Below are 17905 nucleotides of genomic sequence, written 5' to 3'. Positions count from 1 at the left end.
ATATTGATGATGTCGCTGAAGCAGCAGGCCGAAGTCATGACCTGGCCACCGACCTTTCTGTTCTCGCCGACCCTGGAGAATTTTCGCGTGCTGTTTGATGTCGCCCAGGCGGGGGCGACCAGCTATGGCACCATCAAAGTCGATTTCTTGACGCCGATCACCAACAGCGTCGTCATAGCGCTGGGCTCGGTCATCGTGTCTCTGCTCGTGGGCGTGCCGGCCGGCTACGTGCTGGCGCGGCGCGACATACCTCTCAAAGAGGACATTGCGTTCTTCATTCTTGGATTCCGCTTTGCCCCGGTTCTCCTGGTCGTCATCCCGCTCTTCAGCGTATTCCAGACCATCGGGCTATATGACACCTATCTCGGCATGATCTGGGTCTACCAGGTGGTCACACTGCCGATGATCGTCTGGCTGAGCCGCTCCTACATCGAGGACATCCCCAAGGACATCGAGGAGGCGGCTGCCATGGACGGCGCCAAACCCGTTCGCGTCGTGCTGCACATCGTGCTGCCACTGTTGAAGCCAGGACTGATCGGAGCCTCATTGCTCATCTTCCTGCTCGCCTGGCACAATTTTGCCCTCGGTCTAATGCTGAGCTCGACCAAGGCGCCGGTGACGGTCGCTCTGCTCAAGCTTCTCAATCCGGGCGTGCAGTTCTATCCCGTCATGGCGGCCGGGCTCGTCGTGACGATGATCATTCCCGTCATCCTGATCGTCATTGGCCAGCGTCACCTCGAACGCGGCCTCACCTTCGGTGCCGTAAAATGAACACCCGGCCATTGATGTTCTTCGGAACGACGAATCTCGATCTCTGCTTCAACGTCGAGCGACTGCCGACTCCAGGTGAAAGCCTGATGGGCGGCTTGACCCGTTACCCCGGAGGCAAGGGCGCCAATCAGGCCGTTGCTGCCGCCCGGCTTGGCCTCAAGCCACATTTCTACACGCGTCTCGGCGATGACGATGCCGGCCACTGGCTGTTGCAGTCCCTGATGCAGGCCGGCGTTCGCGCAGATGCCATTCAGATCTCTGCGGGCGAGGTCTCCGGTTCAGCCCTGGTCATGGTCGGCGACGACGGCTCGAACATGATCGTCATAGACCCTGGCACGAATTTGAACGTGACACCCGAGATGATCGAGCGCGCGGCCGAGTTCATCGCGCGCGATGCAATCGTTGTTGCGGAAATGGGGATGCCGATCTCGGCCCTTAATCGGCTCTTCGAGATGAAGGCGGACAAGGGTTTTGAACTCATCTTCAAGCCGGCGCCGGTCAGGCCCGGGCTTTCACCGGCCGCGTGGGCAAGCGTTGACTTCGTCACGCCGAACCAGACGGAAGCCTTTGAGCTCACAGGGATCGAAGTCCTCGACTTCCACACAGCCGCGGGCGCGGCCTTAAAGCTTCTCGATCTCGGTCCAGCTGCCGCCCTAATCACCTTGGGCGCGCAGGGCGCTTACTATGCCGACAAGAAGCAATCTTTTTCTCTGCGCGCCTTCCCGGTGAAGGTCGTGGATACCACGGCCGCAGGGGATGCTTTCAATGGCGCCTTCGCCGCTTCATTGGCTGAGAGCCTGCCCTTGAGGGAAGCCGTACGAAGGGCGCTCGCGGTGGCAGCCCTGTGCGTGACGCGCCGCGGTGCTCAAAGCTCGATGCCGAGCCGCGAGGCGGTTGGCGAATTTCTGCAATCACAAACGATCCTGGAGTTGGAATGACTGAACAGTTCTCAGTTTCGGATAGAACGGTGCTCGTAACCGGAGCCGGTGGAGGCATCGGGTCGGCCATTGTTTCAATGCATTCCGGGCGGGAGGGGCGAATGTCCTTGCCACCGATGCTAATCTCGCAAACCTCAGGGAGACCTTGGCTGGCCTGCCCCATGGCAACGGCGTACTGCCAATGGCGATGGATGTCGCGCGGGAGGACGATGTCGCAAGGGTGCTAGATGAGATTGCCAGACGTTTCGGCCGGCTCGATGTGCTGGTGAATAACGCCGGCATCAAGTCTGCCGAGCCGCTCCTGAACGGCAATTCGGAAAAGATCGAGCGCACGATCCAGATCAACTCAGTCGCTGTCCTGCGCTCCTCCAAACTGGTGGTCGACCGGTTCATGAAGGCGAAAGGTGGCCGTATCGTCAACGTCGGCTCCTCGCTGTCCTCGCAAGGTGCAGTCTTCAACTATCAGGCTGGCGGCGCCGACTACTGCTTGTCCAAGGCGATCGTCCACGATCTCACCAAGCTGCTCGCCTACGAATGCGCGCCGCTCAAGATCAATGTCAACGCAATCGCCCCTGGCATTATCGACACGCCCATGCACGGGCGTCCCCGGGAGGAGACCGAAGCCCGCCATAGTGGCCGGATCCCGCTGGGACGCGTGGGTCTACCGGAGAATATCGCGGGTCTTGCTGTCTTTCTCGCAAGCCCCGCGGCCTCATATATGACCGGGCAGATTCTTCACGTGAACGGCGGGATGCTGATGAATGGCTAATACCGCCCCGGCCCATAACTGGCCGCAAGTCAAAGGTATCATTTCGGATCTCGATGGCGTGGTTTATCGCGGCAACGCGGCGATACCAGATGCTATCCAGACATTTGGAGCTTGGCAGACGGCAGGATTGCCGTTCTGCTTCGTGACTAACAATTCCACCCATACCCCCGAAGATGTCTCCGCAAACTTGCGAGTTTCGGGCTTGTCGTCACGCCGAAAGACGTTGTCACGAGCGCCATCACTGCCGCCGAGCTCATTCGCGCGACATACAAGGATGCAACGCGCGTATTCGTCGTGGGCGCGCCATCGCTGGTGAAGGCCATCACCGAAGCGGGGCTCGATGTGACCGATCGCGAACCCGATGCCGTGGTCATGGGCCTCGATCGCTAGATAACGCATGAGAAGCTGCGGATTGCGGTCGAAGCGATCCTGAACGGTGCCGCATTCGTCGGCACCAACCCCGATCTCCTCCTGCCGACCGCAGGCGGTTTCGAACCTGGAGCAGGAGCAACGATCACAGCTGTAGCTGCTGCCACAGGCGTGAAGCCCTTGATTGTCGGGAAACCTGAGCCGCACATGATCGAGACGGCACTTTCCCGTCTCGGGACGGCGCGCAACGCCACATTGATGATTGGCGACCAGATCCAGACGGATATCCAGGCCGGAAAGCGAGCGAAGCTACCGACGGTGCTGGTCACGACCGGCGTGCCGCCCCGCGAAGACCCATCCCTGGTGCCACCTGATTTTATCGTCTCCAGCCTGGCAGAGATTGAGGTCCCGGCGGCGCTGGTCGAACGGATTCGACAGAGGAGTTCGTGATGGCCGATGTTCGTTTGGAAGGCGTCAACAAGGCCTATGGGACAATCCAGATCCTGCGGAACATTGATCTCACCATCGATCACGGCGAGTTCGTCGTGTTCGTCGGACCTTCGGGATCGGGCAAGTCGACGCTGTTGCGAATGATTGGAGGACTAGAACGAATCAGCGGCGGCCGGCTTCTGATTGACAACGAGCTCGTCAATGATGTCGATGCGGCGGATCGAAACCTCGGGATGGTGTTTCAGAGCTACGCGCTCTATCCGCACATGACTGTGCGCGAGAACCTTGCCTTTCCTCTGCGAATGGCAAAGGTTGCGAAGACCGGGATCGAGACCAGGGTCGCCGAGACTGCGTCGCTGCTACAGATCGATCATCTTCTGGACCGAAAACCCCGACAACTCTCGGGCGGCCAGCGTCAGCGCGTTGCGATTGGCCGCGCAATTGTTCGCGAACCCAAGGTGTTCCTATTCGACGAACCCCTGTCGAACCTTGATACCGAATTGCGGGTGCAGATGCGGGTTCAGATTGCCAAGCTCCACAAGCAGCTTGGGAATACCATGATCTACGTGACACACGACCAGGTGGAAGCCATGACAATGGCCGACAAGATCGTCGTACTCAAGGACGGCAACATCGAGCAGGTGGGAAGCCCGCATGATCTCTATCACAATCCGGCATCCCGGTTTGTGGCCGGATTCATCGGCTCACCCAAGATGAATTTCCTGGGCGGCCACATCGAGGCGGCGCACGAGGCGGGCATGGACGTCAGGCTCGACGCCGGGGCGACAGTCTCCGTCCCCGTGCAGCCGGATCAATTGCTCGTCGGCAAGCCGATCACACTCGGAATTCGCCCCGATGACTTCTCTCCATCTGCGGCGGAGAGGAAAGAGATCGCGATCGAACTCGACGTCGATTTCGTCGAGCATCTTGGCAGCGTCACCTACATCTACGGAAACGCTGGCAAGGAATCGGTGGTCGCAAAGGCGCCAAAGCCGGAGTCACAGAAGAGGTCTGGCAAGGTTCGTCTTGCGGCGTCGCCGGCGGACTGCCACCTGTTCGTGACGAACGGAAAGGCGCTGCGCCGGTTGCACGCGCCCGCAAATTGGAGCTAGTTTTCGCAACCGCCGTGCAGGAGGCGGGCAAGTCATGCACACGCGGACAGACCAGGCAAAGGGCGGCGGCATCAGGCGGTTCTTCCGCAACTCCCGCTCCTTTATGCTTGGGGCTGGAATAGGATCGGGCATGACCGCGCGAGCGGCCGAACGGGCGGGCGCGGATTTCGTTCTCGCCCTTAACGCCGGCCGATTTCGCGCGATGGGGGGCTCTTCGCCAGCCTCAATTCTTCCAATCCGCAATACAAACGAATTCGTGGCGGGCTTCGGCCGGACCGAGATCCTGCCCTCAACGAAATTGCCGGTATTTTTTGGCGCTTGTACCTTCGATCCGCAGCTGGATATCGACCGCTTTCTCGACCGCATCATGCGATGGGGTTTTTCAGGCGTCACCAATTTCCCGTCCGTCATCCACATTGATGACTACAGGAGATCACTGCTTGAAAGTTGCGGGCTCGGCTACGAGCGGGAAATCGAACTCCTGGTCAAAGCCGCAAAACGCGGCCTAATGACCATCGCTTATACTCGCACCCAGTCCGAAGCAAGGCGCATGGTTGAAGCTGGAGCTGAAGCCATCTGTATCAACTTCAATCTCAACCGCGCTGTCGAAAGCGGATGCGACTTGTCGATCAGCCTGTCGGAGCTTGCCGCGCGAACGAGCGCTGTTGCGCGTGTCGCTCAATCCGTCGACGTGAACGCAATTTGCCTGCTTGGTGGCGGGCCAATCACGAAGCCTGACGAACTCCTGGACATCTGCCGAGAAACGGGTGTGCAGGGTTTCATTGGCGGTTCGTCGCTCGACCGCATCCCGCTCGAAATGTCAGTTCTCGAGGTAACCTCGGGCTTTAAGACCATCCACTTATTGCGAGAGAAGGTCGATCTCCTCGAGCGCCAGCTCCAGTTGAGCGGATTCCGGCATGGCGTCATCGCGCAGTCCTCGATCATGAAGCACGTGCTTGAGACTGCAAGGCGCTTGGCAAGTAATCCCAATTCTGTGCTGGTGTGGGGCGAGGCGGGATCGGGAAAGCGAAGGATAGCGAACCTCGTCCATGCCTTTAGCGATCGGAGACACACGAAGGCCGCGCTGTTTCATTGCCGCCGAGGGCCGGCAATCGACACGGTCGGTGCGCTGTTCGGTGCCGAGAGCGCTGAGAATAGGAGGCGCCAACTGTCGCTCCTCGAAGCCGCAAGTGATTCCGCGCTCCTGCTGACGCATGTCGATCAGCTGTCGCGAGATGGGCAAGAGCGTCTCGCGGACTATCTCGAGACGGGTACTTTCACGCCGCTGAACGGCGTATCCGTTGTAAGGTCAAACGCCCGGATCATCGCAACCGCGACAGTGACCCGCGGAGCAAGCTTGGAAAGTGTTCTATGTCCCCGCCTTCTTGCCTTCTTTGCCGGGCTTGACATAGAACAACCCGCTTTGCCAAACCGTCTGGAGGACCTTCCACAGCTCATTCAGCATTTTGCCGTCGAAGCCAAGGGGGATTCGAATGCACAAACGCTGGCAATAGAGAAGTCCGCGTTCTTGGCGTTAGCGGGCCACCATTGGCCCGGAAATTTGAGAGAATTGCGCCAGATCGTCAATCAACTGGTGATGGTGAAAGACGCGCATATAACTGCTGACGTCCTCAAGCCGCTTCTGAACTCGACGTCGCCCGCTCGGCCCAAAGGAGCATTCTCCGAGCGCGAGTGGTTCATCGAAGGCCTAAAACGAAACAGGCTCCACCGTGGCAAGACCGCACAATCTCTTGGGCTTTCAAGGAAGACGCTTTACAACAAGATAAAGAAACTGCGGATCCTAGAATAGCCTACCCTCATTTCTTGCGTCGGGTTTGCTGCGACGTAGTCGCATGCAAAAACGAGAACCTTGGCATCGACGATGCCTGTTGGCCAAGGCTGATCAACCCCATTTCGTCGCAAATCCTACGCGCAAGAGCCTCTTCGGGCAAATACACAATACCTTCGAGATGCGCTCCAAGTCTCGTCTCTGCCATCGTGATCTCAGAATCCTTGGCAGCAACAAACAGGATTTTGAATCCCAGGCTGGCGAACCATTCCATACGTCGAAGTTCGAGCTCCAGTCCGGAGTTAATTGGCATGCCATCCGTAGCCTGCTCAATGATAGATGCAGGTGGGAAATTTGTGACGCCGGAGATTCTCGCCTCTTTCAGCAAGTCGGCAAAATCCTCCCAACAGGCAAAGGGATCGATCATGACCATCGCCGCGTAGGCGCGAATGGACGCTTGCTTGTCGAGGCTGCGCAAATCTCGCAAAAGACAGTCATTCCAGTCGACGACAGGTAAAGTCGCCATTACGAGCATCGAGTCTGCTGGAAAGCTCCGCAGGGACGGCGCGTAGATTTCCAAGGGCGCGCCTCTAGATGCGGCCGTTAAGCGCGTGGCAAGCTTGCAGCTGACTATACCCATTCTTACCCACCCGGAAGTATCGCCGATGTTATACAATGCTTCAGCCCGGTCTAGACCTCCTATTGTTGAGAATGCTCCGGGAGGAAATTCGTGTCTCATTATTTGGCGGACGGCCAAGCGTCGGTCCCGGATGGAGCCTCGCCTGTAAATGTTTCAATCCGTGCGTGTGAAAGCCGGCGTCACCCTTGTCGGTGGTTGGTTGAAGCTGAAGCAAAAATCACCCGCTGGATCCTTTCGCGGCCACTAAGGGGAAATCTCGCGGCCGCCAGTGATGGGAAAGAGGTGTTCCGCTTCACCGCAACCTTCAATGGTCTGGATCACGCGCAAGCGCCAAAGCCCGTGCCGACCCTCGCTCTCCGAATGCGAGAGTGGCGGCGCAAGTCTCCAGCCTGGTCCAGCGTCTCGTCCGGAATCTCTCCGAACTGGGGGGCACCAGGAAAATCTAATTCAATCGGTAATTTGGTCGCGGTGGTCTCCGGCGTCCTATGTCGATGCGTTGGGCGACCAACTATCCGATTTGTCGCCTGCTAACGATAGCCTTCGGCTCCGCTGGCAGACCGGTTCGTCTGCCTTCCTCCCTCAACTTAAGCCGCTGTTGGAGAAATCTGACAGCGGCTTTTTCTTAAAGGACACTAGGCATCTCATTCATTGAAGCGCGAGTGTCGCTAACGAGCGCGCCAATCCTCAAGGGCGGGACCCTTCCACGCTCTCGGCATTGAAGGAACACGCCCGTACCTCCAAAGGCAGTGAGATAGTAAAATTCGATTAGACCGAAGACTTTATGAGTGAGACAAATGAGGTAGAGTCAGTTCGCCTTTGCCCGAGGCAACCGAGGCGTTTAACTTGTTCGCAGCCGCAGCTAGGATCGGCACCGAAACTACGTTCTCGCCCGCTAGGCGCACAGCGCAATTAATATCCTTTGCGGAATTGGCAATTGAGACGGCCAGAACATCGGGTTTTTCGCCCAACAAAAAGGCAGCGAAGGCTTGGAATATTCCGCTGTTAGTGGAACCGCGGCTGACCAGAGAGCGGAGTGTTACAAGATCAATGTCAAGAGCCTTTGCGAATTGGCAGACCTCTGCTGCGACGGCCGCTATGCCCATAGTCATGCTGTTGTAAACAAGCTTGAGCTTATGACCCTGTCCGACTTCTCCGACATGAAGAACGGTCTCACAAAATGCAGCAAGAATGCCTTCCGCCACAGGAAAGAGCGTCTCGTTCGATCCAACGATCGCATTGAGAAGGCCGAACTCAGCTTGTTCGGGGCTACGTGTTACTGGGGCATCTACAAAACCTAGGCCATGTTCTTGAGCCTGCTCCGCCAGTGTAACTGTCGAAGCAGGATAAGATGTCGTGCAGTCAATTATCAAACCGCCACGGGACATATGGACAAAAAGCCCATCCTGCCCAAGGCACACTGCCTCAACCTCGCGGCTTGACGGTAGGGACAACACCACAGCGCTTACATGTTGCGCCAACTCAGCGATCGAAGGATGTTCACGGGCACCGGCTGAAGCAAATCGATTCGCACCGAAACGATTCTTGTTGGCTTTGATATGCAGTTCAATTTGATGACGCATCAGGCTAATACCCATTCCAGTTCCCATTCGCCCGACGCCGACAAGACCTATTCTCTGTTTCGCAGTGCTAGGACCTGCGTTTGGTGATGATGCCTCGCTGAACATGGTTCATGCACTCTAGAAAAAGCCGTGCCTTTGTAAGATAGGCAACAGCTCATGATGGTTGTTAATCGAATAGTCAGGATTTGCCGCCCGCAAGCGCGAGTCCGAAACAAAACCTCCGGTGATCGATATGCTTATGAGTGCGAGATTGCGTGCGATGTCCATTTCGATCGGCATATCGCCGATGATAAACGTCGACGCCGGGTCGAGGCTGTACTTCTGCATGTAGAGGCGAAGCCGCTCTCCTTTGCTCATCGATTTGTATTGAGTGGCGCGGCTTTCAAAGGCGAGAGCTTCGTTGATGTAGTCATGGATTCCAAGTCTTCTCAATTGGGACCGAAGGGGGGCAACGATATGGTTGCTCACGATGACGGACAAAGCTGCTTCTCGGTGCGCTAGCTCCAGCACTCTACGCGCGCCCTCGCGCAGATCGGCGCGATCCGCAAGTGGTTCATAGGTGTTGTGAAAGACAGCGCTGCCATCGCGATCCACGGCCGCAACCTCGTCCTGCGACATTCCGAGATTGCGATAAAGAAGAGATAGCGGGAGGTCGCAATGTTCCCGAAACGTCTCCATATTGATCGGCGCGTAACCAAAGCGGTTCAGAATAGCATTAGTCGTTTGAAGCAGTGCGTGCGCATCATCGAGCAACGTTCCATTCCAATCAAAGACGAGAACGGGTTTCATTAATGACCTCAAGCGTGAACTGATTGCATGCGGGGAAGATCAGCCACCAATTCGCGCAGATTCCTGTCCGCCCGCTCCTGTCCCGCCCGAGTTGGCATCTCGAATGTAAAGGGTGACAGATCGAAGCTCTCCGGTCTCAGGGGCAGCAACGATTCTAGCAGTGGGAAGGGCAGATACGTTATCGAGGCTGCGTTGATGGATGTCGCGATGTTGCTTTCGATGAGTCTCAAAACGTGGGGTTCCATCTTGTGAAAGCGAAGGCTTTGCGTTCGCTGCTCGGACGGCAGTCGTTTCCAAATCTGCCAGAATGCGAGCTCATCGAGTGTGTTGATACCCATGCCGTAGTAGTTCGGAGCCACTATAGGCGGCGAACCGATCGCCCAATGCACGGCTTTGGCTCCGGCGGTAAGGAGCATGCTCGTGACAGCTCGACTGGTATCGCCGCGAATGAGTGCTTCGTCGACAATTACTACGCTGGTTTTAGTCAGGTCAGTTTCCAGTACTCGGTACTTTTGAGAAATGCGGGACTTTCGCTCGTCGGTCGTGCCGATGAGCGTTCGCTGAAGAAACGTCGTGGCGACCACTTCACGACGCTCGGCGAGCAGCCCGTATTCCGCGAGAGATGCGTACAGGCCATCGGCGAACGGACCACCTGTACGCGGCTTGGAGGAAACGAGTGTGCAGGTAGGATCTGCTTCAGCTTGCAGTCGCTGCGCAACAATCCCACCCAAGGCAGCACCGATATTGTACCGGGTTTCGAAATGTGAATGGCCTTCGACCGACGTATTCGGACTTCCTAAATAGAGAGCTTCGTACGCGCAGAGCCTGGCTTTATGTCGCCCGTTGTGCACGGCACGACTAACGCTGCCCCCCGTCGTTCCGTCCACATACGTTATGTGGCCCGGCGAGATCTGCCGCGTCTTACCCTCGAGAGCGGCAAAGGCACAATTTTCAGAGGCGAAGAGCAAGAACCCGTCATCTGTTTGCATGGTCTCCAACGGTCGCAAGCCGCTTCGATTGCGGTAAGCAATGAGATTTCCGTCTCCGTCCAGGAAAAGCGCGCTAATAGCGCCGTCAATACGATCGTCAATCTCTCGAAAAACGGTTTCGTAATTGGCCGCTAGACCGTGGCGCCAGTAGTGTCGTTCACAACAGCGTTCAATACACTTGAGCAAGAGCTCAGCATCTGTGTTGACGGTTGATCGTTGCTCCTGGGCAAGAAAGGCTCCCCTGAGTTCACGAGCATTGACCAAGGCCTCATCCAGAGAAATGGCCAGATGGCGGCTGGTGCCTGCATTGTTATGAATTGACTGAAGGTCGACGCCATCACTGAGTTCGCGGCATCGGCTACGGACTTGAGCGATTGCAACATGAGGCCGAAAACGCCGATCTTGTTCGTTGGGATCAATGCGCACTGAAGCGCTCGATGACTGAAACGCTCTCCCATATCGAATACCTTGTTTGTGCATGAAAGCCGCAACGCCGACCGCCGCCTGGCCACGAAGCGCAAGTTTCGGGATCATGTGCTCGAGTCGATCATAAACATCCGCCTGCGAATTGCTTGAAGGACAAAAAAACGCAGCAGCAACGCCGGACATGCCTTTACCCCTCTTGTCGAAGAACCGATGTCCCGGCTCGCATCATTGGCGAATGCACCACGGCGTGACGACGTGGCTCTGCTCTCTTTAAGCAAGCGCCGTACCACTCCTCAGACGAGCTGGCTCGCGCTGATGCAACAACGAAGGTCGAGATACGCAAACAGTTTGGCGACCCGCGATGAGCTCCGTGTCCGAATCCCGACATTCTGTCTAAGGTGCGACGAGCTCGTCCGAAAAGTGTCAGGCGCCGACCGTTGGTCTGAGACTCTCACGCTCGCGCGTGGGTACGAGGCAGTGTCCTCACATTAGCGAGCATGACCAATGCGAGTCGCGCCAAGCCGGCCGCGGGGCTTTGCTGGCATCCAGCAGAAGGAAGTATTGCCCGGATGAACTACCAACAATAGTGATTGATCAAGAGATGGTTTCTTGGCAATGAACGGTGGGTAACTGCTGCGGATCACGCGCTGATCGCAAGGCAGATGGGAGGAGGTCGGCAATTAAGATCAACCACAATCGACTATCGTCAACGGGCTAGTCGAGGCGGCAAGGCGGGTCGCAGAACGATCACATGGAGGTTGTGGCGTGTTGAGGCTGAACGCTGCCATGCGCTCGTTGATGAAGACAGGAGCTTCGGCAAGTTGGCAGATGGCACGACTCGTGGCGCGCTCACCAGCCCGCATTGCATGGTGGCGTCCTGCCGAGCGACATCGGGGTCCAAAAGTCGATCTGTTTGTTCCCAGCATTATCGCCGTGCCAATACTACTGAAGGTCGGCTGCGGTTGGCTCTGGTCCGCGTCTTGTGCGTGTTCGGCTTCAATTCCGGAGTAGTCGCAACCACGTGTTGTGCATATTGAGAAAGGGCTTGGTGGTTTCGGTGAACTCTCGGCGGTTGGGAAGAGCTTGTTCAACCCGAAGAGCGATATCTCCGAAACAGATCAAGGAACGTCCGGTCACGCGGCTGGGATCACTTCACAAGCGCGACAACTTTGCAGGAGAGCGCCTATGCCGTCGCGCCCGATGTCCTTCCTTTCTAGATCCCGAAAAGCCGGCCACGACTTAGCCACGGTAGCTGTGATTGGGCGCCGGTTCATTGATCTGGCAACCGACGAAATCGTCGTCGAGCCGTCCTCATCAGTGTGCGAAGGAGCGATGGCTGCGGTCAACGCCGAAGCGAACCGCTATGTCGATCTCATTGGGCTTACGCCCCTTCGCAGGGCCGTCGCCGAAAAGCTCTCGGTCGAAACGCGCGTTGGTTGGAGTGCGGAAGAGATCGTAATCACTACGGGCGCGCAGCAAGCGCTGCTCTATGCGGCCGTGACTGTCCTAGCGCCGGGCGACGAGGTTATCATTATTCGCCCCTGGCGGCCGATATTGCTGTCCCAGGTCGTTCTCGCTGGTGCAGCACCAGTGTTCGTTGATGCTCGCTGCCCGAGATATATTCCCGATATCAGTGCAATCCGAGTTGCTGTCACACCGCAGACGAAAGCTATAATAATCAATTCGCCAAATAACCCGACCGGCGCAGTCTACAATCGAACGATACTACAAGATATCGGCGAACTCGCTATCGAACGCCAGATATGGATCATTTCCGATGAGTGCTACTCGGGACTGGTATTCACTGGTTTTCGTCACCACGAGTCGATCGTCATGGCGCACCCCCGGGTACGTTCGCGGACGATCATAGTCAAGTCGTTTTCAAGGGAGTTGATGATAACCGGCTGGCGCTTGGGCTATTTCGCCGCGCCCGCGCAGCTCGTTTCCGCGGTAAGAAAGCTTCAGAGCCATGCAATCGCAACTCCGAATGTAATCGCGCAGCAGGCGATCCTGCACCACCTTCAAGCCAGCGATGGCAGCTTTGAGGAGCAGATCTATCAGCGTCTTGTCGACGCTCGCAACATAGGTCTTCACATCCTTTCTGATCTACGCGATGTAACTCCATCCCGCGCCGATGGTTCGTTCTGTTTTTATCTCAATCTGAGTCGGCTTTTGTCTGCTTTGCGGACTGAAGGCTCAGTGCGATCTGCCGATGACATCGCACGAGTGCTCCTCGAAGAAGCTAATGTAGGATGTGTTCCAGGCGACGCTTTCGGCGACGCGAACGGCCTACGTCTCTCCTTCGGTGCTCCACCGGAGCTATTGGAGATGGGGCTCAAACGCATCGTCGAGGCGCTCAACGGTCTAAGGCGCGGGCAGCCAGGGACCTAACCGCATCAGAAATGAAGGAATTTGAGCTGAGTGTCCGTCGTTCACCTCATCCATTGCCGCTAAGCGGCGGATAGGGCTTTCGATATCTTGTTAACGGCGAGATTGCTCTATTTCAAAATTAAGCCCTAGCGATGCCGCCACTTCTGGCGATCAATCTCCTGATCTGGTCCGTGATAAGGGCATCGCTGTGAGTCTCACTCAAGAGTCGAGCTCAAAACGTCTAACGTGGGCCAGTCATAAACTGCAAAATCGAACTCGATCCGAACCATAAGAGTCCTTACTAGCGGCGGCGGCTTGTTCCAACGGGGAGCGCAGAGGAAGCTCTGGTGCGGCATAAGCCACGCTCGTTCAACATGGATGGCAATGTAGGGTTAAGCGGTCCTCTGGTTTGCTGCGGCCACAGACAGGTGCAGCAGGACAATCGGCGACGACAGGATCTTCGAGTGCGGACGGCAAGTGAGCTTGTTCGCTTACGATCCGTACATGGTCGGTCGCTGGCGGGGGTTAATCGTGAATCAGGTCTGCCGTCAATTTGAACTGTCACTGCCAGCGCGGCCCAGACGTGCTTTCGTTCATCGGCAGGAGGGATGCTGACCAAGGGACGTTGTCGGTCACCGAGGCGCCGCGTTCGTTCTCGATCCGATCGATGGTACTACCGAAGCACCGAAGCGCGCGAACCCGCCACCTCAACACCATCGCCGAGCGCGCTATGCGAACTTCATTCGTATCAGGTGTCATCCTCTGAGGTCGGGGATCCAGGATGCCCACTCGCACCCTGCTAAGCTCATAGGCCGTTGGTCCTGCGACTGCTGCACCCGAAAAGCAGCCGTACTCTTTTCGGACTCGGATATGCGTCAAGCCATTCCGAACACATCCGCTTACTACAGCGCGTGGATTGTGCTGATCCCGGCCAAAACAGTTGGCGTTTCCCTTGGCAAGCGAGGCCACGTGCGTATTGCGTTGCACTGTCAGATTGCGGCCATGCCGCAACTCTAAGTGATCACGTTGGTGTACTCGTGCCGCCTTACAAAAACTAATCGCTCGCGCCAACTGCGACACAAGTCAAATCCTGGCGGCTGGATGAGGGCGACGCTCAGGGAGGCTGCATTCGTCGCCGGAGCCGCTCTACCGAGTATTACTCAAATTGCGTTGTGCGCCCTCTAGAACAGGCTATTATAGCGCGACAATCTGGTTGGGAAGCACTGTCACTGATTGTCGCGCCGCACGGTTATCGAGCTTTGGTCCACAGTATGCCGTCGCCCCATACGTGCTCGACGCGTCCCCACTCGCAGGCTGCTGCGACATGCGGGAAGAACCCACGTCCATGGTGGTTTGCACTCGTATTGCAAAGCAGCGGAATGCCTGTGAGCTTTTCGTATTCGACGAGAAGCTCGGCGACTTTGTGCTGAGAGGTCCTGCAAATCGTCTGCAATCGCGCCGATCCATCGAGATGTACAACAGCGGGGATTTTGTCCCGCCATTCTGGTCGTGTCTGGTGATCGAAAAGCATGTAAGGGTCCGGTGTTCCGGGACTAAATATATCCGGCGCACGATCCTCTAGGCATATCGGAGCCACTGGCCGGAAGTGTTCGCGAAGTTTGATGTCGTTGAGATAATCCTTCATTCGCGGCGAGGTCGCGGGGGCGAGAATGCTTCTGCTACCCAACGCCCGAGGCCCAAGCTCGGCGCGGCCGGTAAGAAAAATCACGGGCTTGTTGCCGGCAAGAATGGTCGCAAGTTCATGCAGACTACACGGCGCGGCCTTCCATTCGGGGGGTACATCTCGACGTTGCAAGGCTGGACCACTATATACCGACCATTCCAACGGCGAGAAGCCTTTTTCCACCACCATTGCGCAGCAAGCGGCACCGATTGCCGAGCCACTGTCATTCGGAAACGGGGGCACCCAGACGGCATCGAACAGGCCTGTCGCACGTAGTGCGCTGTTCCATTTGATATTGAGACCGCAGCCACCTGCTACGCACAGATTGCGCGCCCCAAGATATGAATGCCGCTGCAAAGCAAGCGCCATTTTGCGGACGAGGAGACGCTCGAGGAAGCAATGAAACGATGCCAGCACATCTTCGGGGGCCCTGGCCTTTAGGTGGCGCGCGCTGGCGTCGAAGAAGTCATGCACAGCCGCAAGCGCGGACTCCATGCTCTCAATGTCTGTACGGAAACTGGCAAGTTTCGTGTCGGCCGCAAAGCGCTCCTGGTAGAGTTCCTCAAAGACCGTGACAATGTTTTCAATGACAGACCCGAGCGCGATATACGCCATCAGCTTGCCGGCTACACCCAGGTTAAGCTTGCCGGCACCGCCCGGGTCCACCTTGCCGGGGCCACCCAGGTCCCAGTTAGCGCGGTTCGCCTGCTTATACGGTCCAAAATGAAGTCCCGCGGCGGCATAGACATGCCCAATCACCGGGAACAGGCATTCGATGAACTGAGCGCCTCGATGTTCTACGTGATAAAGACGTGGAAAGGTGCCGCCGTCCCACACGAGGCAGAAGGCGGGCTGTCCAGCTTTGGCAAAGGGGCTGGTGCAGTATGCGGAGGCTACATGGCCTGTGACGTGCGGATAGCTTCTATAAGGGAAATCGCTGCCATCGAGCCTAAGACCAGAGCCATCGCACGAGGTGAGAAGGCCGTCGGCATGGCGTTCAACATAGGGCGCCCCTTTGAGAGTGATCGGTGTCGTCCCGCTGAGAACCTGGAACTGCGACTCCGCCACCCCCGCCCAGCCATCGATGACGAACTGATCAACTTCTTGCGGATCCAGACCGTGTTCGGTCAAAGCGACGACGATTGCATCGAGGTTGTCGATTGTTTGATACCGCGGATTGTTGCTCCGTTTCTCCTGCTCGATACAAAAGATAAGCCGTCCGTCCTCAACAAGAGCAATCCCGCCGTCATGTGTCAGCTTGATACCGCAGATGCGCATAGTGCCTCCTTGTCTGATGCCGGCAATTCGATTGACAAAGACCGAATCGAACTTAGAAAGATGCGAATAGGAAATCGTCGTGGATCGATTCTGGCACCGCTCGCGCTCGACGTCGGTCTAAGGTTGCATTCCACATACCCACGACCGTCTCGGCACTAGCAGCGTGACCCCAGCGCGGCGATCCGATTACTAGATGCCGCACGTAGCGCAGTGCACGATCTAGACCAATGCAAATCGCAGGAATCCCTCGCGGTTTCTCGGCCGACTCTCGCGTTCGCAAACTGCTTGGCGGGTTCCTGACATCAGACGAGTGTGTTTTCGGACAGAAGCATGCGCTACGCCAATTGGGAGGTGCTATCCGACCTACCGCCGCGAACTGGACTCGGCGGTCGGTTTGGCTTCTCCGGTCAACAGCGGAAGTACCGCAACACGCAGATCATTGATGCATCGATCATCGAGAGCTACCGCGTGCAGGCCAAGCGGACGAAGGAATTTGGCCGACTCGGCGCGATGTTGACGTCGACGGGCGGCTCGAGGTGCGCAGCCTCTCCAAATTTATTGTCGTCGTCGGCGCACCTGTCGAGGCCTTGCGTGACGTGTCGCTCATGGCCAGCGAATTCGTTGTACAGCCTGGCCTTGAAGTCCGTAAAGAGCCAGGGCCTCAATCTAACGTTGTTGTCGAGAAAGCTTGGCGATCGTCGATCAAGTAGCTAGACGGCCCGCAGCTTGTAACTCCAACACAAAGACTTCGAGCCGCCGTATCGCGCGGCAGCGAGGCACGGGAATTGCCAAGCCGCTCCAGCCAGCAAATCACCTCTATCGCCATTTTTCCACCATTGTGAACCCATTCATATTTCTGAGATCAACATTTTAGTGGTCTCACGTGCGCGAGCGAAGACCGCCGACTAGATAGGCATGTTGGTCGCGGGAAAGTTCGGTTGACTCTTTAGTACTTTTCAAATCCCACCATTTTCATGGTCCAGCGGCTGACACCCCCCTTGTCGTCGCGATGAATGAACATCTTCCTGATTGTAGTCTCGAGGTTTCTACGCTCGATCGCGGGCAGGAACGGAATGTCGAGCCGACGTGTCTGAGCGAATTTCTCAACTACGGTCTCAGTTGAATTGCAGGAAGGCAATCGTGCGGCAATCCCGTGCGTGGTATGTAGATCCTCGATAAAGTAGAAACCGCCAGGCTCGACGATGGGAAACAGCTTCGCTAGAGCAAGCTGCTGGTGATAAGCTGCGTGCGAAGCGTCATCAATGATGATCCTTACGGGCGGGAGCGAGTTCGCTAGGCGTTCCAGGGCTACCGTATCGCCCATGTCAAGGCGCTCGAAACGGAACCGGTCCATCTTAAAGGCGCTGAAATCGGCAACGTCGCATCCGATGATCTCGGCTTTGGGAAAGAACTCCAGCCACATCTTAATAGACGGAATGTCGTCAACCTTGCGACCGACCACTACATCGGGATCGAGAGAGCCGTTTCCGTGTTGTAATCCAATCTCGACCATCGTGAAAGGTTGCTGGCGGAATTCTTCGAACAGAAAAGAGTAGAAGCTGGTGTAGCCGTGGGCGTCGCCTACCTCATTCCCCTTGTCGGTTCCGAGGGCATTAGCTCGCTTGGTCAAATTCGGTGCGCTCATTGCAGCATTTCCTATTCTCGGATGGAGCATTACACGGCGGGTCAGCTTCTGAGTTCAAGAAGCATACCAAAACCGTCAGTCTGAGTTTCCTTCTTATTCTCATCTGGCACGTGTCTCAGGTAGAACGGGTGTGTCGTGACTCCGACAGTGCGCCGCATGCTCCTTCTCGGTTCTTTAACGCGTCCCCCACGTGCAAATGCGGCGGCTGATGGTGACTCCGCCCACCGCCCCGACAGCGGCAGTGTGGTAGCCTCTCCCGGCATCTGCACCCCTCGCTACGGCTCCAACAGCGCGATGGGATCTCGG

Annotated in this window: 13 protein-coding genes and 1 pseudogene; 8 read left to right on the top strand and 6 right to left on the bottom strand. The window is 56.9% G+C overall.

Going from position 1 to position 17905, the window contains the following annotated elements:
- The first annotated feature begins 6 nt into the window (after nucleotides 1-6).
- From X265_RS35705 to X265_RS35680, 7 genes and pseudogenes are all read left to right on the top strand, one after another.
- Complete coding sequence (locus X265_RS35705) at nucleotides 7-771, top strand: carbohydrate ABC transporter permease (protein WP_245470880.1); 765 nt, start codon at nucleotides 7-9, stop codon at nucleotides 769-771.
- Complete coding sequence (locus tag X265_RS35700) at nucleotides 768-1709, top strand: ribokinase (RefSeq protein WP_128929766.1); 942 nt, start codon at nucleotides 768-770, stop codon at nucleotides 1707-1709. The genes X265_RS35705 and X265_RS35700 overlap by 4 nt, the downstream gene beginning before the upstream one ends.
- A 136-nt stretch (nucleotides 1710-1845) precedes the next feature.
- Nucleotides 1846-2478, top strand: a pseudogene (locus tag X265_RS35695) (SDR family NAD(P)-dependent oxidoreductase); the annotation flags it as partial.
- Entirely contained in the window at nucleotides 2471-2794 is a 324-nt protein-coding gene (locus X265_RS42365) for an HAD family hydrolase (protein ID WP_430648592.1), read from the top strand. The pseudogene X265_RS35695 and the gene X265_RS42365, both read left to right, overlap by 8 nt.
- A 260-nt stretch (nucleotides 2795-3054) precedes the next feature.
- Nucleotides 3055-3297, top strand: coding sequence for an HAD hydrolase-like protein (locus X265_RS41580; RefSeq protein WP_232995604.1), 243 nt, complete (start codon nucleotides 3055-3057; stop codon nucleotides 3295-3297).
- Nucleotides 3297-4409: an ABC transporter ATP-binding protein gene (locus X265_RS35685; protein WP_128929765.1), complete on the top strand. Its 1113-nt coding sequence runs from the start codon at nucleotides 3297-3299 to the stop codon at nucleotides 4407-4409. The genes X265_RS41580 and X265_RS35685 overlap by 1 nt, the downstream gene beginning before the upstream one ends.
- Nucleotides 4410-4443: 34 nt before the next feature.
- Nucleotides 4444-6219, top strand: coding sequence for a phosphoenolpyruvate hydrolase family protein (locus tag X265_RS35680; protein ID WP_188637435.1), 1776 nt, complete (start codon nucleotides 4444-4446; stop codon nucleotides 6217-6219).
- A gap of 7 nt (nucleotides 6220-6226) precedes the next feature.
- Here X265_RS35680 and X265_RS35675 read toward each other — a convergent pair whose 3' ends face one another.
- The 4 genes from X265_RS35675 to X265_RS35660 form a co-directional block, all read right to left on the bottom strand.
- Nucleotides 6227-6778 carry a hypothetical protein gene (locus tag X265_RS35675; protein WP_232995603.1) on the bottom strand — a complete coding sequence of 184 codons (552 nt, stop codon included), beginning with the start codon at nucleotides 6776-6778 and terminating at the stop codon, nucleotides 6227-6229.
- Nucleotides 6779-7617: 839 nt separating this feature from the next.
- Nucleotides 7618-8523, bottom strand: a complete 906-nt coding sequence (locus tag X265_RS35670) for an NAD(P)-dependent oxidoreductase (RefSeq protein ID WP_128929762.1) — start codon at nucleotides 8521-8523, stop codon at nucleotides 7618-7620.
- Between the two features lie 12 nt (nucleotides 8524-8535).
- Nucleotides 8536-9207, bottom strand: a complete 672-nt coding sequence (locus tag X265_RS35665) for an HAD family hydrolase (RefSeq protein ID WP_128929761.1) — start codon at nucleotides 9205-9207, stop codon at nucleotides 8536-8538.
- 8 nt (nucleotides 9208-9215) lie between these two features.
- Nucleotides 9216-10805 carry an amidophosphoribosyltransferase gene (locus X265_RS35660; RefSeq protein WP_232995602.1) on the bottom strand — a complete coding sequence of 530 codons (1590 nt, stop codon included), beginning with the start codon at nucleotides 10803-10805 and terminating at the stop codon, nucleotides 9216-9218.
- Nucleotides 10806-11807: 1002 nt separating this feature from the next.
- Between X265_RS35660 and X265_RS35655 the strand changes: the two genes are divergently transcribed.
- Nucleotides 11808-13013 (top strand): pyridoxal phosphate-dependent aminotransferase, encoded by a 1206-nt coding sequence (locus tag X265_RS35655; RefSeq protein WP_128929760.1) that lies wholly within the window; start codon nucleotides 11808-11810, stop codon nucleotides 13011-13013.
- 1228 nt (nucleotides 13014-14241) lie between these two features.
- Here X265_RS35655 and nodU read toward each other — a convergent pair.
- The gene (gene nodU / locus X265_RS35650) at nucleotides 14242-15954 is read right to left on the bottom strand and encodes a nodulation protein NodU (protein WP_128955098.1); all 1713 of its coding nucleotides are present in this window, start codon (nucleotides 15952-15954) and stop codon (nucleotides 14242-14244) included.
- A 946-nt stretch (nucleotides 15955-16900) separates the two neighbouring features.
- The gene (locus tag X265_RS35640; RefSeq protein WP_128929758.1) at nucleotides 16901-17599 is read right to left on the bottom strand and encodes a hypothetical protein; all 699 of its coding nucleotides are present in this window, start codon (nucleotides 17597-17599) and stop codon (nucleotides 16901-16903) included.
- Nucleotides 17600-17905: the final 306 nt, after the last annotated feature.

Origin of the sequence: Bradyrhizobium guangdongense (assembly GCF_004114975.1) — a bacterium.
GTDB classification, from domain to species: domain Bacteria; phylum Pseudomonadota; class Alphaproteobacteria; order Rhizobiales; family Xanthobacteraceae; genus Bradyrhizobium; species Bradyrhizobium guangdongense.
Note: the sequence above shows the minus strand (reverse complement) of the source record. Positions and strands in the feature narration are given on the sequence as shown.